8 protein-coding genes are annotated in these 16,151 nt (G+C 68.6%); 4 read left to right on the top strand and 4 right to left on the bottom strand.

Annotated elements, in window-relative coordinates:
• Positions 1–233 precede the first annotated feature (233 nt).
• The 4 genes from ACV229_RS32600 to ACV229_RS32585 all read left to right on the top strand — a co-directional run bounded on the left by ACV229_RS32600 (position 234) and on the right by ACV229_RS32585 (position 5,249).
• Positions 234–1,304 carry a porin gene (locus ACV229_RS32600; protein ID WP_448087204.1) on the top strand — a complete coding sequence of 357 codons (1,071 nt, stop codon included), beginning with the start codon at positions 234–236 and terminating at the stop codon, positions 1,302–1,304.
• Positions 1,305–1,527: 223 nt separating this feature from the next.
• Positions 1,528–2,934 carry a methyl-accepting chemotaxis protein gene (locus tag ACV229_RS32595; RefSeq protein WP_448087203.1) on the top strand — a complete coding sequence of 469 codons (1,407 nt, stop codon included), beginning with the start codon at positions 1,528–1,530 and terminating at the stop codon, positions 2,932–2,934.
• A gap of 346 nt (positions 2,935–3,280) precedes the next feature.
• Positions 3,281–4,669: an amino acid permease gene (locus tag ACV229_RS32590; RefSeq protein ID WP_448087202.1), complete on the top strand. Its 1,389-nt coding sequence runs from the start codon at positions 3,281–3,283 to the stop codon at positions 4,667–4,669.
• A 178-nt stretch (positions 4,670–4,847) separates the two neighbouring features.
• Positions 4,848–5,249, top strand: coding sequence for an OsmC family protein (locus ACV229_RS32585; protein WP_448087201.1), 402 nt, complete (start codon positions 4,848–4,850; stop codon positions 5,247–5,249).
• Between the two features lie 40 nt (positions 5,250–5,289).
• On the opposite strand, the gene pbpC is transcribed toward ACV229_RS32585, so the two are convergent.
• The 4 genes from pbpC to ACV229_RS32565 all read right to left on the bottom strand — a co-directional run bounded on the left by pbpC (position 5,290) and on the right by ACV229_RS32565 (position 16,001).
• Positions 5,290–7,716 (bottom strand): penicillin-binding protein 1C, encoded by a 2,427-nt coding sequence (pbpC, locus tag ACV229_RS32580; RefSeq protein ID WP_448087200.1) that lies wholly within the window; start codon positions 7,714–7,716, stop codon positions 5,290–5,292.
• Between the two features lie 117 nt (positions 7,717–7,833).
• Positions 7,834–13,893: an MG2 domain-containing protein gene (locus tag ACV229_RS32575; protein ID WP_448087199.1), complete on the bottom strand. Its 6,060-nt coding sequence runs from the start codon at positions 13,891–13,893 to the stop codon at positions 7,834–7,836.
• A gap of 402 nt (positions 13,894–14,295) precedes the next feature.
• Positions 14,296–14,772 (bottom strand): universal stress protein, encoded by a 477-nt coding sequence (locus ACV229_RS32570; protein WP_448087198.1) that lies wholly within the window; start codon positions 14,770–14,772, stop codon positions 14,296–14,298.
• 299 nt (positions 14,773–15,071) lie between these two features.
• A complete protein-coding gene (locus ACV229_RS32565; RefSeq protein WP_448087197.1) occupies positions 15,072–16,001 on the bottom strand; it encodes a 2-hydroxyacid dehydrogenase in 930 nt (309 codons plus the stop codon).
• Positions 16,002–16,151 lie beyond the last annotated feature (150 nt).

The raw sequence follows: 16,151 nt of genomic DNA, 5'->3' as shown, positions 1-16,151 counted from the left end.
TTGAACCGGTCGATGTAGCACCGCCCGCTCCGGCGGGCGATCCGCTTCGTCGCGGCGCCGGATCGCGGCGCGTGCCCGCTCTCCACGCCGGGCGCGCGGCCGCATTCCGGCCAGCACGAGGCAACGTCGTGCATTCCCCGACAGCACGGCATACAGGCGGCATGCATCGACGCCACCGTCGCAGCATTGATTAGTTATACGTATTACAACACTGAACAAAACGGAGACAGACGATGAAGAGCAGGACACGGACGATTTGCGCGGCGCTTCTCGGCGCGGCAGTGAGCACGAGCAGCTTCGCACAGAGCAGCGTGACGCTGTACGGAGACCTCGACGCCGCGTTGCTTTACACGAGCCGGTCACTCAACTCGACGACCGGTGGCAACGCCGGCCGCCAGTTCGCGCTGACCGACACGGGCATGACGCCGACCAATTTCGGCTTGACGGGAACCGAGGATCTCGGCGGTGGACTGCATGCAAAGTTCAAGCTCGAGAGCGGCTTCAACGTCACGGACGGCGCCTTCGGCCATTCGAACGGCAACTTCTTCGGACGTCAGGCATGGGTCGGGCTCGACGGCGGATTCGGCGAGGCGAAGCTCGGCCTGCAATTCTCGCCGTTCGTGCTCGCGGTGCTCGGATCGGATCCGCGCAACGTTTCGCACTTCGGCGCCGCGCTGATCCCGTACGTCGACAACGTGCTCGTCACGGGCCTCTTCAACCAGAACGCGATCTCGTACACGAGCCCGACGATCGCCGGCCTGACAGGCAGCGCGATGTTCGGGTTCGGTGGCAAAGCCGGGGACTTCCAGGCGGGACGCCAGTATTCCGGCAGCCTCACGTATACGAACGGCGGCTTGATGCTCAACGCGGCGCTCTACGACGGCAACGGCGGCACGTCGCCGACGCCGATTCCGAGCACGGTTGCGTTCGTCGGCCGCACGATCGGTGCCGCGTATACGTTCGGGCCCGTGACGGGGAAGGCCTCGTTCACGAGCTACAAGGTCTCCGGCTCGTTCAGCAACAACGTGTATAGCGCCGGTCTCGACTATCGCGTCACGCCGGCCCTCGACCTGAACACCGGTGCCTGGTACACGATCGATCGCAACGATTCGCACAACCATTCGCTGCTCGCCGCGGTCGGCGCCGATTACAGCCTGTCGAAGCGGACCGGCCTCTATGCGCAGGTCGGCGTCGTGAACAACCACGGCGCGATGGACACGGGCCTCGGAATCAGCGGAGGCGCATTGTTCGGGCTGCCCGGAACGACGGTCGGCGCAAACGTCGGCATCCATCACGTGTTCTGACGCAGCGCACGCGGACGGGCGGTCGGCGATCGCTCGTCCGGGCCTGCTTGCGTCGGAAAACGGCCGCCGTTATGCGTGGCGTTGCATTGGCTCGACAATCGGTATTTCCGATCTCGACGTTTACCCGATCTCAAGTCGACGGCCGCGCCGCCGTCAAGTCAGTCACGCATACCAAAAATCTGTCCGGGACCGGCAACGCATGCCCACAAGGAGACCAAGCAACGTGAACTTCTTCGGATTCGGCCGCACCCGCCGGTCGTCGCGCTCGCTGGTCGGCGACATCGCCGAGCAAGCCGGCAAGCTCGGTATCGAGATCTGCGACGTCTCCGGCCACGTCGAGGAAGTCGCAGCCCGCATCGCCCGGCAGGCCGAGGTGTGCCACACGCTGCGCGAATCGGCCGCCGTCACGCTGCGCGGCAACCATCGCATCGCCGAGGCCGCGCAGCAGGTGCGTACCGTCAGCGCCAACGCGTCGAGCGCCGTCCTCCAGTCGCAACAGACGATCGAGGAATCGCTCGCCGACATTCATGGCCTCGTCGAGGGTGTCACCACCATCGGCAGCCAGATGGGCGCGCTGCGCGAGGCGCTCGATCACGTGAGGAAAGTGTCCGAGGAGATCTCCGTGATCGCCCGCCAGACCAACCTGCTCGCGCTGAACGCGGCAATCGAAGCCGCGCGCGCCGGCGAGTCGGGCCGCAGCTTCGCCGTCGTCGCGGCCGAAGTCAAGAACCTGTCCGCCAAGACCGGGCAGGCGACGTCGCAGATCGAGACCACCCTCGCGCGCCTCGCCGAGCAGGCCGAGCACCTGATCGCCGAGGGGAGCGAGAACGCCGCGCGCGCCCATCGCGTGCGCGAAGGCACGCGCACGATCGGCGAGGTCGTGCACTCGACCGGCCACGCGATCACCGAGCTCGCCGGCGAGGCCGAGCAGATCGCGTCGCTCACGGGGGAAATCGAGGCGCAGTGCCACCAGCTCGAGGAACAGGTCGGCGAGATGGCCTCCGGCGTCGAGGTCTCGAGCGACAACTTCTCGCAGGCCAAGGACCGGCTCGGCAACCTGCTGTCCGTCTCCGAAACACTCATCGAACTCACGGCAGCGACCGGCATCGAGTCGCCCGACACACGCTTCATCGAAACCGCGCAGAAAGCGGCCGCCGCGATCGGCAAGCTCTTCGAGCGTGCGGTCGAACGCGGCGATATCGCGCTCGACGCGCTCTTCGACACGAACTACGTGCCGATTCCCGGCACCGATCCGCAGCAATTCGTGACGCGCTTCACGGCCTTCACCGATCGCGTGCTGCCCGCGCTCCAGGAGCCGGTGCTCGAGTTCGACGACCGTATTGTCTATTGCGCGTGCTTCGACCGACATTGCTACCTGCCGACCCACAACCGGAAGTTCTCGCTGCCCCAGCGCGCAGACCCCGCCTGGAACGCGGCGAACTGCCGGAACCGCCGGATCTACAAGGACCGGACGGCGCTCACTTCCGTCTCGCATCGCAAGCCGTTCCTGCTGCAGACCTATCGGCGCGACATGGGTAACGGCAACTTCGCGCTGATGAAGGACGTTTCGGTGCCCATCTTCGTGAGGGGGCAGCAATGGGGCGTCGTGCGGATCGGCTACAGCGCGTGAGCCGGCGATAGCACGTCGCCCCGCGCGGCCGCCCTCCACTGATCCGGACTGTCGCGCGGACGGTTCCACGACAGTCCATCCGCGCGCCGCCGTTCCGTCCGCGTCACTGCACAGAACGCCAGTCCACCCCGGCAGATTGCTCAATCCGCTGCCCATTCCTGCACCTTTGCCCGCTGTCTGTTGGCGCGGCTCTTCGAAATAATCGCTGCACGAAGCGGCCCAGCCCGGCCGCCGCGCTTCGCGTCGCGCGGCACCTCGCGCGACGCCCTCCCCATCACCCCAAACAGACAACGGCTGCAGCGGACAGGCACGCGCCGACCGGCCCGCAGCCACGGAAGGAGACGACATGCCGCAACGGCAAGCTTCGCTGCACCGCGGACTCGAGGAACGCCACATCAACCTGATGGCGCTGGGCACGGCCATCGGCGTCGGCCTGTTCCTCGGCTCGGCCAGCGCGATCAAGACGGCCGGCCCCGCGATCCTGCTCAGCTACGCGCTCGCGGGCGTCGCGATCTTCATCATCATGCGCGCGCTCGGCGAAATGGCGGTGACGAACCCCGTCGCGGGATCGTTCAGCCGGTATGCGCAGGACTACCTCGGCCCGCTGCCCGGCTACCTGACCGGCTGGACCTACTGGCTCACCGCGCTCGTCGGCAGCATGTGCGAGATCACCGCGGCCGGCATCTACATGAACATCTGGTTTCCGCACGTGCCGACGTGGATCTGGACGCTCGCCGCGCTCGCGTCGGTCACCGCGGTCAACTTCGTCGCGGTCCGCGCGTATGGCGAATTCGAGTTCTGGTTCGCGCTGATCAAGGTCGTGACGATCGTGCTGATGATCGTCGCGGGCACGGGGATGATCGTGTTCGGCCTCGGCAACGGCGGAATCGCAACGGGCATCTCGAACCTGTGGTCGCACGGCGGCTTCATGCCGAGCGGCGTCGCCGGGATGCTGAAGGCGCTGCCGATGGTGATGTTCGCGTACCAGGGGATCGAGATGCTCGGCATCACGGCCGGCGAAGCGCGCAACCCGGAGAAGACGCTCGCGCGCGCGGTGAACTCGGTGTTCTGGCGCGTGCTGATCTTCTACGTCGGCGCGCTGTTCGTGATCATGTCGATCTACCCATGGAACCAGATCGGCACGCAGGGCAGCCCGTTCGTGCTGACCTTCGACCGCCTCGGCATCCACTCCGCCGCGGGCATCATCAACTTCGTCGTACTGACCGCCGCGCTGTCGTCGTGCAACAGCAATCTGTACGGCACGTCGCGGCTGCTGTACAACCTCGCGCTGCAGAAGCAGGCGCCGGCGATCTTCTCGCGCATCTCGCGCAACGGCATTCCGGCGGTCGCGCTGGTGTTCTCGTGCGCGTGCTCGCTCGTCGGCGTGTTCCTCAACTACGTGAGCCCGAAGCAGGTGTTCGTGTGGCTGACTGCCGTGTCGACGTTCGGCGCACTGTGGACGTGGGCCGTCATCCTCGTGTCGCACTACCGGTTCCGCCAGACGCTGCGCGCGTCGGACCTCGCGAAGCTGCCGTGCCGCGTGCCGTTCTTTCCGTACTGCAACAGCGTCGCGATCGCGTTCCTGCTCGTCGTGATCGCGCTGCTGGCCGCGTTCCCGGACACGCGCATCGCTGTGATCGTCGGGCCGATCTGGATCGCGATGGTCACGGGGATCTACTTCGCGACGAAGGGGCAGCGCTCGACCGCGGGATTCGGCGCGCCGACGCTCGACTGACAGGTTGCATACGATGCGGACTGCGTTCGCGCGCTTTGTTGCGCGGCGAGCGACAGTCCGTTCCGCGCGCGCCGGCTACCGTGTGCCGTCACACCGTTGTAAGGTTGCGATCGGATTGCGCGGCATGCCGGCCGGCCCGGCTCGCATCGATTACCCCCTTCTCATCAGGATTCTTCCCATGGCAAATTCGAGCGTCGTCGCCCATCTCGGCGCGATCCGCTACCAGGTCACGCTGACGACCGGCGCCCACGAATGGCGCAGCGACGTGCCGGCCCGTCTCGGCGGCGGCGACAGCGGCCCCGATCCGCACGACCTCCTGCTGTCCGCGCTCGGCTCCTGCACCGCGATCACCGTCGCGATGTATGCGCAGCGCAAGGAGCTTCCGCTCGCCGGCATCGACGTGCGCCTCACGATCACCGACGAGCGCCCCGGCTCGCCGACGAAGATCGCGCGCGACATCACGCTGACCGGCGACCTGACGGCCGAGCAACGCGACCGTCTGCTGGAAATCGCGAACGCGTGCCCGATTCACCGGCTGCTCACCGGCGACGTCGAGATCGACAGCCGCCTGAGCGCGTGACATCGCGCTTCACGACATCGAATACCGCGCGGCGCACCCGCTACTGCTCGAGCCCGACCGTCAACGGCCGCTGGTCGCTGCGGCCGTGGTCGTCGACCACCCTCACCGTGAAGCCGCCCGCCGTCGTCGGCTGCCAGAACAGCGCGTCGCCCGGCGCGCTGCGGCCGACATACGCATCGTCGACGAACCAGTAGAGCGCATGCGCGCTCGCGTCGGCAGTCGCGTTGAACGCGATGCGCGTGTCGCCCGCGTCCTTCACGCGCATCGCATACGTGCTGCCGCGCAGCGGCGACGTGATCCGCGGCGGATCGCCGTCGACCTGCCCCGCGTTGCGGCAGTCCGGGTTCTGCGGCGGACGCCGGCGCGCGATGCCCGCCTGCGCGAACACCTGCTGCAGGTCCGACGGCCAGAACTCGAACACCTCGGTATGCGTGCGCTTGCCGTCGTACGGCGGGCACGCGGGGCGGCCCGTATCGTCGTCGATCACGACGGGCCGGTGCACGGTGCTCACACGGATCGGCGACACGCCCGGAATGAACCACGTCCAGCCCTGCTGCGGACACCACTCGTTCGGCAGGTCGCCGCTCGCGAGGCAGATCCGCACGCGCTTCACGCGCGGCGGCACGGGCCGCGCCGGCTCGGCGAGCGATCGCTCGGCGCCCAGCGCATCGACGATCTGGAAGAACAGCGGCGCGGCCGCGTCGACGCCGACAAACGCCGTATTGCTCGAATTGTCGAAATTGCCGACCCACACGACGAGCACGTACGGCCCGAACACGCCGGCCGTCCACGCATCGCGGAACGACCACGACGTGCCGGTCTTCCAGTACACGGGCAGCCGCCCCGGCTGCGCGCCGCTCGTCTCGTCGGGGCGCACATGCTGGCGCAGCATGTCCATCGTCATGAAGCTCGCGTCCGCGCTCAGCAGCCGCCGGCCCGGCGCGACCGGCTCGTCGTCGCGCAGCCGCAGCGGCCGCAGCTCGCCGCCGTTCGCGAGCATCGCGTACAGGCGCGCGAGATCCTGCATCGTCACCTCGCCGCCGCCGAGCACGAGCGCGAGCCCGTAGTGCTGCGCGCTCGCGAGCCGGCGCACGCCGGCTTCCTGCAGGAACCGGTACAGATCGGGCTGCTTGAGCTGCGACGCGATCCACACGGCGGGCACGTTGCGGCTGCGGTTCAGCGCGTCGGTCGCGGTGATCGGCCCGAGGAAATGGCCGTCGAAATTCTCCGGCGCGTAAGGGCCGAACGACGTCGGCACGTCGCGCAGCACGGTCTGCGGATGCAGCACGCCCTGGTCGAAACCGAGCGCGTAGATGAACGGCTTGAGCGTCGAGCCCGGCGAGCGCCGCGCGAGCGTGCCGTTCACCTGCCCCTGAATTGCACGGTCGAAGAAGTTCGCGGAGCCGACGAGCGCCTTCACGCCCATGTCGCGCGTATCGACGAGGATCGCCGCGGCATTGCGGATGCCCTGCGTGTCGTTGCGCGCGACGTAGCGGCCGATCTGCCGCTCCAGCGTGCGCTGCAGGTCGAGATCGAGCGTCGTGACGACGCGCGCGTCGCCGTCGCTTCGATCGCTCGGGTCGCCTGCGTCCTCGTCGCGGGCGCGCCACGCGCCGCGCTCGGCCAGCGCCTGGTCGACCGCGTGCGGCGCGTCGAACGGCAGCGCGGCGAGCGGGCGCATCGCGAGCGGCAGCGCGAACAGCGGCTTCATCGCCGCATCGCGCGGATGCCGCGTGAGCCAGCGCGCATACAGCCGGTTGCGCGACGCGGCGAGCGCGCGGTTGATCTCGTCCTGCCCTGCGCCGCCGCGCACGCGCCGCGCCGGATCCTGCGGGATCACCGCGAGCGCGAGCGCCTCGGGCAGCGTCAGCGCGTCGGCCTGCCGGTCGAAATACACGAGGCTCGCGGTGCCCGCGCCTTCGACGTTGCGGCCGTACGGCGCATCGTTCAGATACGCCTCCAGGATCTGCCGCCTCGAATAGAACAGTTCGAGCTGCAGCGCGCGGCCGACCTGTTCGAGCTTGCCGAGCGGCGTGCGCGTGTTGAGCTGCCACAGCGAACGCGCGAGCTGCATCGTGAGCGTCGAGCCGCCCTGCGGATTGCCGCCGCGCACGTAGGTGACCCACGCGCCGCGCGCAAGGCCGTACAGGTTGAAGCCCGGATGCCACCAGAACCAGCGGTCCTCGTGCAGCAGCACCGCGTCGACGAGCTGCGGCGACATCCGTTCGAGCGGCACCCACAGCCGGTAGCGGTCGTCCTTCGCGAGCGTGAGCCGCAGCAGCCGCCCGTGCGCATCGAACACGGCGGTCGACGACGGCTTCCAGTCGCGCAGCGACGGATGCGGCCACAGCCGGAAGCCGGTCAGCACCGCCACAACGAGCAGCACGCCGGCAATCCAGTTCTGCCAGCGATGCAGCCAGCGGCCGGCGCGATGCAGCGCCCGGCGGAATGCGGACACGTCAGCCATGCACGGGTATGCCTTCCGCTGGATGCGGCGCGCGCGACGGCGCTGTCACTGCCACCGCTGCTGCCGTCGCAGTCGCAGTCGCAGTCGCAGTCGCAGTCGCAGTCGCAGTCGCCACCATCATTTCACGCGCCCGACCGTGAGGGTCGCGCCGCCCGGCGACTGCGCCTGCATCCGACGGTCGTACATCGACTCGCCGAACGCGGGCGGCACGACGAAGCGGCCCGCGTTGCTCGCCTTGATCCGGTACACGAACTCGCGCACGTCGGTCGTCGCGGTGCCGTAGATCACCACGCGGTCCTCGCGCACGTCCGCGTACTCCGGCTGCCACGTCGAACCCGCGACGCCGATCGGCGAGCGCCACGGCGCATTCGCGGCGCTCGCCGCATCCGCGCCGCCGGCATCGCTGTTGCCGCTGCCGCTGCCGTCGCTGCCGCCGTCCTGCGCATCGGTCGCGGGCGGCGGTGCGATCACCGGATCGAAGCCGCCCGGCAGCAGGTCGACGATCGCGACGTTGCCGACGCTCGCCGAGCCCGTCGCGCGGATCTTCAGGTGCACGTCGATCTCCTGGCCGAGCGTCACCTTGTCGAGCGGCTTGCCGTTCGTATCGGTGTACTCGCGCACGATCTCGAGGCCGTCCTTGATCGCCTTCATCGACGCGCCGCGGTCGTAGCCCGACTGGCTCGCGATCCACCACGCGGGCAGCGCGCTGCCGTTCACGAAGTCGACCCGCGATGCGCCCGCGCCCCAGGTGCCCGAGCGCACGAGGTTCGCCTGGATCGACGACACGTCCTTCGGCGTACCGCCCGCGCGCACCTCGTCGATCGCGAGCTTGTCGAGACCGCCGCCGGTCGACCCCGCGTACGCATCGAGCGCGAGGATCGTCATCGACGACGACAGCGTGTTGTAGCGGTTGTGTTCGAGCGGCGCCGCGATGTTGTCCATCACGCGCGGCGACAGCTTGCGCACGCGCTCGGGGAAGTGCTTCGACAGCAGGTACAGCACGCTCGCGTCGCGCGTCAGCGGATCGATGTAGTAGCCGAAGTCGTACGCCTCGTTGCGCGATGCGTTGCGCTCGAGCACCCCCTGCGGGCCCGCGATCAGCGCCGCGGCCTCCTTGTCCTGCCTCAGCAGCTGGTACGACGCGGCGAGCCATGCGGCCGCGAGATCGGTCTTCCAGTCGTTCGGATATGCGTCCTGCAGGCGCTTCTGCACCGCCGCGAGGCTGTTGGTCGTCACGTTGCCCTCGCGCGTCAGCAGGTACACCGCATACGCGCGCTGCCGCAGCAGCTCGAGCGAGCCGAGCCGGTCGTTCGCCGCGAGCTGCTGCAGGTACTGGTTGCCCGCGTCGAGCATGTCCTTCGGCACGGCCACGCCGCGCTCGCGCGCGTCGATCAGCACGTGCATCGCATACGCGGACACGAACGGATCGGCGTCCGGCGTCGCGCTCCAAAGCCCGAAGCCGCCCTGCGCGTTCTGCCGGGTGCGCAATGCCGCGAAGAACTGCGCGGTCGCGTCCGCGGCGGCCTTGTCTGCGTTGCCGGCAGACGAGGGTTGCTGTTGCCTCGCGCTCGTCAGCGCGCGCACCGACAGCCATTTCGACGCGAACAGGCGCGGCACGACCGCGCTCACCATCTGCTCGCTGCAGTAGTGGTCGAAGTTGACGAGATACGACGACAGCCCCTCCGACAGCACGAGCGGCGCGGTGGAGATGCTCGCGTCGCGCGCCGCGTAGGCGTCGTACATGTTGCGCAGGTTCGGCACGCTCGCCTTCTTGCCCGCGTCGAGCCGCGCGAAGTCGAGCTGCGTGCGGAACGCGGCGGCGGGCCGCACGGACACGTCGACGCTCTGCTGCGCACTCTTCGCGCCATAGCGCGCGCCGAACGACAGCGTGCCGGAGCCCAGCGCGTCGGTCGCCTTCACGCGGAACAGCGCGACGCCTTCGTGCAGCGGCGCGAGCGTGACGTTCTGCGTCGCGGGGCCGACCACCTGCAGCTGCGGGCCGGTCTTCAGCGTGACGGCAACCGGCACCGGCGCGTTGCCGGCGCCCGTCAGGTTGTTCGCGACGCCGACGCTCACTTCAGCTTCGTCGCCCGGCGCGAGCGTGGTCGGCACGTTCGGCGACAGCACGAAATCACCGCGCACGGTCGTCGCGCCTTCGTAGGTGCCGACCAGGTCCGGCGACACCGACACGGCCATCACGCGCAGCCGGCCGTTGAAGTAGTCGGGCACCGCGTAGCTGACGCGCGTGTCGCCGTTCACGTCGAGAATGCCGGACCAGTAGACGACCGGCTTGTCGCGCTTGCGCTTGAACGGGTTGAGCTGGCGGCCGATCGCGTCGTCGGCGTCGCCGCCCGGCGCCGCCATCGACATCAGCTTCTCGAAGTCCGGCAGGATCAGGTCGAGGATCTGCGACGTGCCGACTTCGAGCATCCGCTTGCGGAAGAAGAACTTCAGCGGATCGCCGAGCTTGTAGCGCGCGACCTGCAGGATCCCTTCGTCGACCGCGAACACGACGACCTTCGCGGGCTTCGCCGAATGCACGGTGAAGGTCGCGGTGTCGCCCGGCTTCACGAGCGCGGGCGAATCGACCGTGAGCGCGTTGCGGCGCGCGTCGAGATTCACCGAGAACGGCGCGACGCCGTAGCTCAGCGGGCTCATGAAGATCTCGTCGGACGACGGATCGCGGATGTACTGCACGTTGATGTAGCCGTTGCCCTCGAAGCCGGCCGGCACCGTGATGTGCTGGATCGAGCTCGTCGTGTCCGCATGGAACCACGCGTGCGCAACTACCTTGTCGCGCTCGATCGTGATCAGGCCGCTGCCCGCATACGGCGCGCGGATCGCGATCTCGACCTGCTCGCCTGGCTTGTAGTCCTGCTTCGCAAGGCTCACCTGCAGCTCGGCATTGCGGTCGAGCGAGCGCGTCACGTTCGCGTCGCCCGCGACCGTGTATTCGATGCGGTTCACCGCCGTGCCGTCCGCGCGGCGGATGACCAGCGCGTAGCTGCCGGGCTTGTCGGTGCGCAGCGCGAAGTCGAGGCCTGCGCCCGGTATCGTCAGCGGCTGCTCGTCGACCGGCACTTCCTTCAGCCGCGAGTCGTATTTGTACGCGCCCGAGTCCTGCTTCGTCAGCACCGACACGTAGCGCAACTCGACGAGCTGCGCGCGAAGGTCCTTCACGTCGAGCGCCTTCGCGCGCGGATCGATCGCGACGAGCCGCACCGTGCGCGGGCTGCCGCGCTTCACGTAGCCGAGATCGTCGACCGCCTTGTAGCCGACCAGCCAGTCGTTGTTCGACACGAGCGTCTGCGCGTTCGCGGCGACGCTGCGCCCGCCTTCCGCTTCGTAGGTCTTCGCCTGGAAGTAGAGCTGGTAGGTCGCGTCCGCGTACTTGCCGAGGTCGAGATCGAACTCCGCGTGACCTTTGTCGTCGGTCTCGCCGTCCTGCAGCGTGGTCGTATAGCCTTCCTTCGCGCGGCGCGCGTCGAAGAAGCGGTACCCCTGCCAGCTGCGGAACGACGGCCACACCGGGCGCAGCGTCAGCGTCGCCGCGACGCGGCGTTTTTCCGCCGGCGTGCCGAACAGGTTCTGCGCGTCGACGATCCCCTTCAGCCCGTCCGGCTTCACCCAGCCTTCGACGACCTGCTGCGACAGCTTCGCGTCGACCTTCATCCGGTCCGGCAGGAATTCCTTCACCTGCACCGTCGTGCTGCCGATCGGCTCGTCGCCCGGCTGGCCGTCCTTGACGATGTACAGGTTGATCGTCCATGCGCCGGTCGGCGCGGTCTCGGCCGTCGTGTAGCCGAGCTCGGTGAACCCGCTCGCGTCGACGGTCACGGGCTTGCGCTCGACCGTGATCCCGCGCGGATCGACGATCTCGGCCTGCAGCGGCACGCCGGCCGGGCTGCGCGCCCAGTTCGCCGCGCGCACGATCAGGCCGATGTGGAACGGATCGCCCGGCCGGTACAGGCCGCGATCCGAGAACAGGTACGCGGACAACTGCCCCTGGCCCGTCGCGTTGCGTTCACCGCCGACGTCGAAGCGCGAGAAATCGAGCTGGCGGTCGCGCCCGGAAACGGGCAGGAACGACAGGTCGCCGTCCTTCTTCACGATGTAGAGCTGCGGCCGCTTCTCGCGCTCGAGCCCCTTGAATGCCGGGAAGTGCACGACGCCGTCCGCGGCGGTCGTCTGCGTGAACAGCGCCTGGCCGTTCACCGCGAGCACCGACACCGTCGCGCCCGCGACCGGACGGCCCGAGCGGATCGACTGGATGAACACGTCCTGGCTGCCGTCGAGCGCGCGCTTGACGAGCATCCCGAGGTCCGTCACGACGATCAGCCGCGTGTCGCCGACCGAGCTGTCGCTGTCGTTGTTGCCGCTCGAATCCCCGCTTGAATCCCCGTTCGAGTCGCCGTTCGAATTCGCGTCATCGGCCTGGCCCTGGTCGCCGTTGTCCGCCGACACATCGTCGCCCTTCGCGGCGTCCGTTTTCTTCTTCTCCGCGGCCGGGTCGTACTTCGACAGATGCAGCAGGAACACGCCGCGCTTGCCGCCCTTCAGGTACTGGCCGAGATCGACGCCCTCGTAGTGCGCCTTGCCGGGCTCGCCGGCCGGGAACGCGCGCTTCTGCTCGAAGCGCTCGACGATGTGATCCTCGCTGAACGAATACGACAGCTCCGGGCGCGCATACGTGCCTTCGTTGAAGCTGACGAGGTGCTGCAGCTGGTCGGGCACGACACGGCCGATCTCGACCTTCATCCCCGGCAGGTTGCGCGACACGACCGAGATCCGCTTGCTGCCGCTCATCGACAGCAGCGAGCCGTCCGCCATGAAGCGCAGCAATTTCGGATAGTCGGGCACCGTCAACGTGCGCACGACGGGCTTGCCGAGCAGGTAGCCGCCGGCCGACTTCAGGCCGTCGTCGAAGCGCACGTAGATGCGATCGCCGGGCGTCGCGTGGTACTTGAAGCTCTGCAGCGTCGCGTAGTCGTTTTCCGTGGGCACCGGTTCGAGCGGCAGCGGCTTCGACTGTTTCAGCACCGCGTCGCCGACGTCCGCGTCGTTCCATTCGTACGGCGGATCGTCGTCCGCCTGGTCGACGCCCGGCTTGCGCTTCGGCAGCACCCACGCCTTCGCGCGCGCGGCGAGGTCCGCGCTGCGCACGCCGTCGGACGTTTCCGCGACAAGCACCTGCTCGGGCTCGTAGCGGTCGTTGTCGACGAGCGTCGGCGACACGTTGTCGATCGACAGGCTATAGAGGCCCGGCACGCCGACCGACGCATGCAGCGCGTCCTTCGTGCCGTCGCCGCCGCGCGCGCTCTTCACGCCCTTGTCGACATCGAGCCGCACCGACAGCGGGTCGCGCGGAATCTCGAGCGGCTGCGAATTGACCCACGCGCTCAGCTTGTTCGCGTCGTAGCTGACCGTATAGCGCAGCGGCGTCGTGCTCTTGCCGTCGCGTGCGACGAGCACGAGCCCGATGCGCTTCTCGAACGCGGCCGGATCGACCGGGTAGTTGAAGCGGACCTGCAGGATCGCCTGCTTCTGCGCGGGGTTGTCCGGGTCCTGGTAGAACTCGTTGCTGCCCGACTGGGCCGTGAACACGGGCACGTCGAACGCGAAATGGTCGTCGGCCATCGTGACCTGCGGCGCGAATGCCTCGTGCACCGCGAAGCGCCCTTCGACGTGTGCGCCGACCGGCCAGTCGGCCGCCGGCGTGAAGCGCAGCGTCTTGTCGTCGACCCATTGCCAGCCGCCCTTCAGCGCGGGCGTGATCTCGATGCCGCGCTCGACCGGCTTGCCGACGCGTTCTAGCGGCGCAGCCGAGCGCGAGAACGTGATGTCGAGCGGATGGACGGTGACCTTCGGCTTGCCGCTCTCGTCGGTCTCGTAGGTCGTGATCGCAGGCGCCTTCACGGTGAAGCTGACCGTCTCGGGTTCCGGCGGCTTCGGGCGATGCCTGTACCCGTGCCAGCCGTACGCCAGCGCGATCCCGAGCAGCACGGCGCCGCCGGCATGCCACGGGCGGCGGCGCACCGTCGCGGCCGTGAAGCCCACCCATGCGGGCGCGGTCCACGCGACGTTGCCGACGACCGGCCGCAGCACGCGGCCGAGCAGACGCCACACGAAACCCGCCGCGCGAAACGGCAGGAGCAGCAGAAAACGCAGCAAATCCATGTTGTTGTTCCTTCTCAAGGACGTGCTGCCGGCCTCGGCGACGTTCCCCGGATCGTTGTCTGTGACGGCGCGGCCCAGTTGCGCCGTGGATGCTTTGTATGCTTTTTGCAAGACTCGCCGCGCGTGTCGTGCGGGCCGGATTCGCGTGACGCGATGGCCTGCCGCTCGGGCGAGACGCTGAATTATCGCGGAACGATCGTGAATCACGCCAGTTCGCACGGCGTGACTGTTGTTTGTGCGCTCGCGGGGAGCCGGGATAGGTAACGCCGATCCGTGTCGGCGGCGGATGGATGGAAGATGACTGGCACCGGGCCGCCCGTCAGCGGCCCGGCGCGGCGAACGCGTGCGTCACACGTCAACCGATACATGTCGACGCCACGCGCCCCCGAACGGGCCCCGTGACTAGGCTGCTGCTGCCGCAGCAGCAGGCACATCGTCGCTGCGCACGAGCAGGACCGGGCAGCGCGATCCGCGCACGAAGCGCTCCGCGACGCTGCCGAGCACCATGCGGCGCAGCCCGCGCCGCCCGTGCGTGCCGACCACGGCGAGGTCGATCGCATGCTCGTCGACATAGCGCTGCAGGCGTTCAGCGATGTCCTCGCCGATGCTGCCCGTCCCGACGAGTTCCGTGTCGCCGTTCACCGCCGCCCGCGCGATGGTTTGCTCGACGTCGCGCAGCACGTCCGCGCCGTCGCGGCGGATCTCCTCGAGCAGCGTATGCGGATCGACGCGGCCCGCGTACGTGAACAACACCGACTGGTCGACGACATAAACCGCGACGATGCTGGCGCTGCTCGCCTTGGCCACTTTCAGCGCTTCATCGAGCGCCTGCTTCGACGACGTGCTGCCATCCACGGCCACCATGATCTTCTTGTACATGCAAACCTCCGCTGGGCAAGTTGCCGCGCATTCTCGTTGCGCGCGGCTTCATCACCATCATCGGCGGTTGCACAGGAGGAACGTTGATGCCCGTCAAGCGTGGGGGAGCGTGGCCGCGCGGCGAACTGCCGCATGAGTCGGCGTATCGCCGGAGGGGGGCATGCAAGGGCCGCGGATCGACTCTGCGCCACGCGACGACGGCAATCGGACGGGGACGGGCACGCGAATGCTTCGCCGCACACCCCGCGCGCTGTCGCGTTCAGGTGGGCGGCAACCGCCCGCCCCGCGCACGGTCGCAATCAAACCGGCGTCAGCACCGCCTGGCCCGCAAAATGCCGCGCGGCGTTGTCGAGAAACTGCTGCACCGAGCGGTCGAGCGCTTCGGGCGACCAGCCGGCCATGTGCGGCGTCAGCACGACATTGTCGAGATCGATCAGCGCCTGCGGCGGCTGCGGTTCGCCTTCGTACACGTCGAGCCCCGCGCCCGCGAGCCGGCCTGCGCGCAGCGCATCGGCGAGCGCGGCCGTATCGACGACGCTGCCGCGCGACACGTTGACGAGAAAGCCCTGCGGACCGAGCGCATCGAGCACCGCGCGATCGATCAGGTGCCGCGTGCCCGCGCCGCCCGGCGTCGCGACGACGAGGAAGTCGGCCCACTGCGCGAGCGCGTCGAGCCGGTCGAAGTAGCGATACGGCGCGTCCTTCGGCGTGCGGTTGTGATAGCCGATCTCGAGATCGAAGCCGGCCGCACGGCGCGCGAATTTCTCGCCGATCTTGCCGAGCCCGACGATGCCGAGCTTCTTGCCGGACACGTTCGGCGGCATCGGCACCGCGTCGCGCCAGATGCCCGCACGGGTCTGGCCGTCGAGCCGCACGACGCCGCGCACCGCCGCGAGCAGCAGCGCGAACGCATGATCGGCGACGCAATCGTCGTTGGTCCCCGCGCCGGTCACGACGACCACACCGCGCACCTTCGCATGCGCGACGTCGATCTGCTCGTAGCCCGCGCCGAGCGCGCTGACGAAGCTCAGGTTCGGCATCCGGTCGATTTCGGCAGCGGTAAGGCCTGTACTGCCGTTGGTGAGCACCGCGCGAATCGTGCCGCCGTGGTCGGCGACCGCGCGTTCGCGTTCAGCGGGGGTCGGGGCGTAGCGCACGTCGAACGACGCGGCGATCTGGCGATGCGCGTCGCCGCGCAATGCGATGAGGACCAGCAGCTCAGGCTTCATGGGGGGCAATTCACCGTGGCGGGAATGCGTCGCAGTGTAGCAAGACCGTGCGCCGCATGCGGGTTATCCCCCACACCGGCCGGGGGCACGCCGCCGCGCGCGGTTTGCCAAAGCGGACTCAGTCAAGTAAGTTTCGGCGTACGCTCCCCT

The organism is Burkholderia sp. MR1-5-21 (assembly GCF_053427715.1).
The sequence above is the reverse complement of the archived record's forward strand: the minus strand, read 5'-3'. Positions and strand labels throughout refer to the sequence as shown.

Bases quoted from the DNA above. Each gene is read 5' to 3' on its own strand.
- ACV229_RS32565 (WP_448087197.1), bottom strand. From the start codon at position 16,001: ATGAAGCCTGAGCTGCTGGTCCTCATCGCATTGCGCGGCGACGCGCAT.
- ACV229_RS32570 (WP_448087198.1), bottom strand. From the start codon at position 14,772: ATGTACAAGAAGATCATGGTGGCCGTGGATGGCAGCACGTCGTCGAAG.
- pbpC (WP_448087200.1), bottom strand. From the start codon at position 7,716: ATGGCTGACGTGTCCGCATTCCGCCGGGCGCTGCATCGCGCCGGCCGC.
- ACV229_RS32590 (WP_448087202.1), top strand. From the start codon at position 3,281: ATGCCGCAACGGCAAGCTTCGCTGCACCGCGGACTCGAGGAACGCCAC.
- ACV229_RS32600 (WP_448087204.1), top strand. From the start codon at position 234: ATGAAGAGCAGGACACGGACGATTTGCGCGGCGCTTCTCGGCGCGGCA.
- ACV229_RS32585 (WP_448087201.1), top strand. From the start codon at position 4,848: ATGGCAAATTCGAGCGTCGTCGCCCATCTCGGCGCGATCCGCTACCAG.
- ACV229_RS32575 (WP_448087199.1), bottom strand. From the start codon at position 13,893: ATGGATTTGCTGCGTTTTCTGCTGCTCCTGCCGTTTCGCGCGGCGGGT.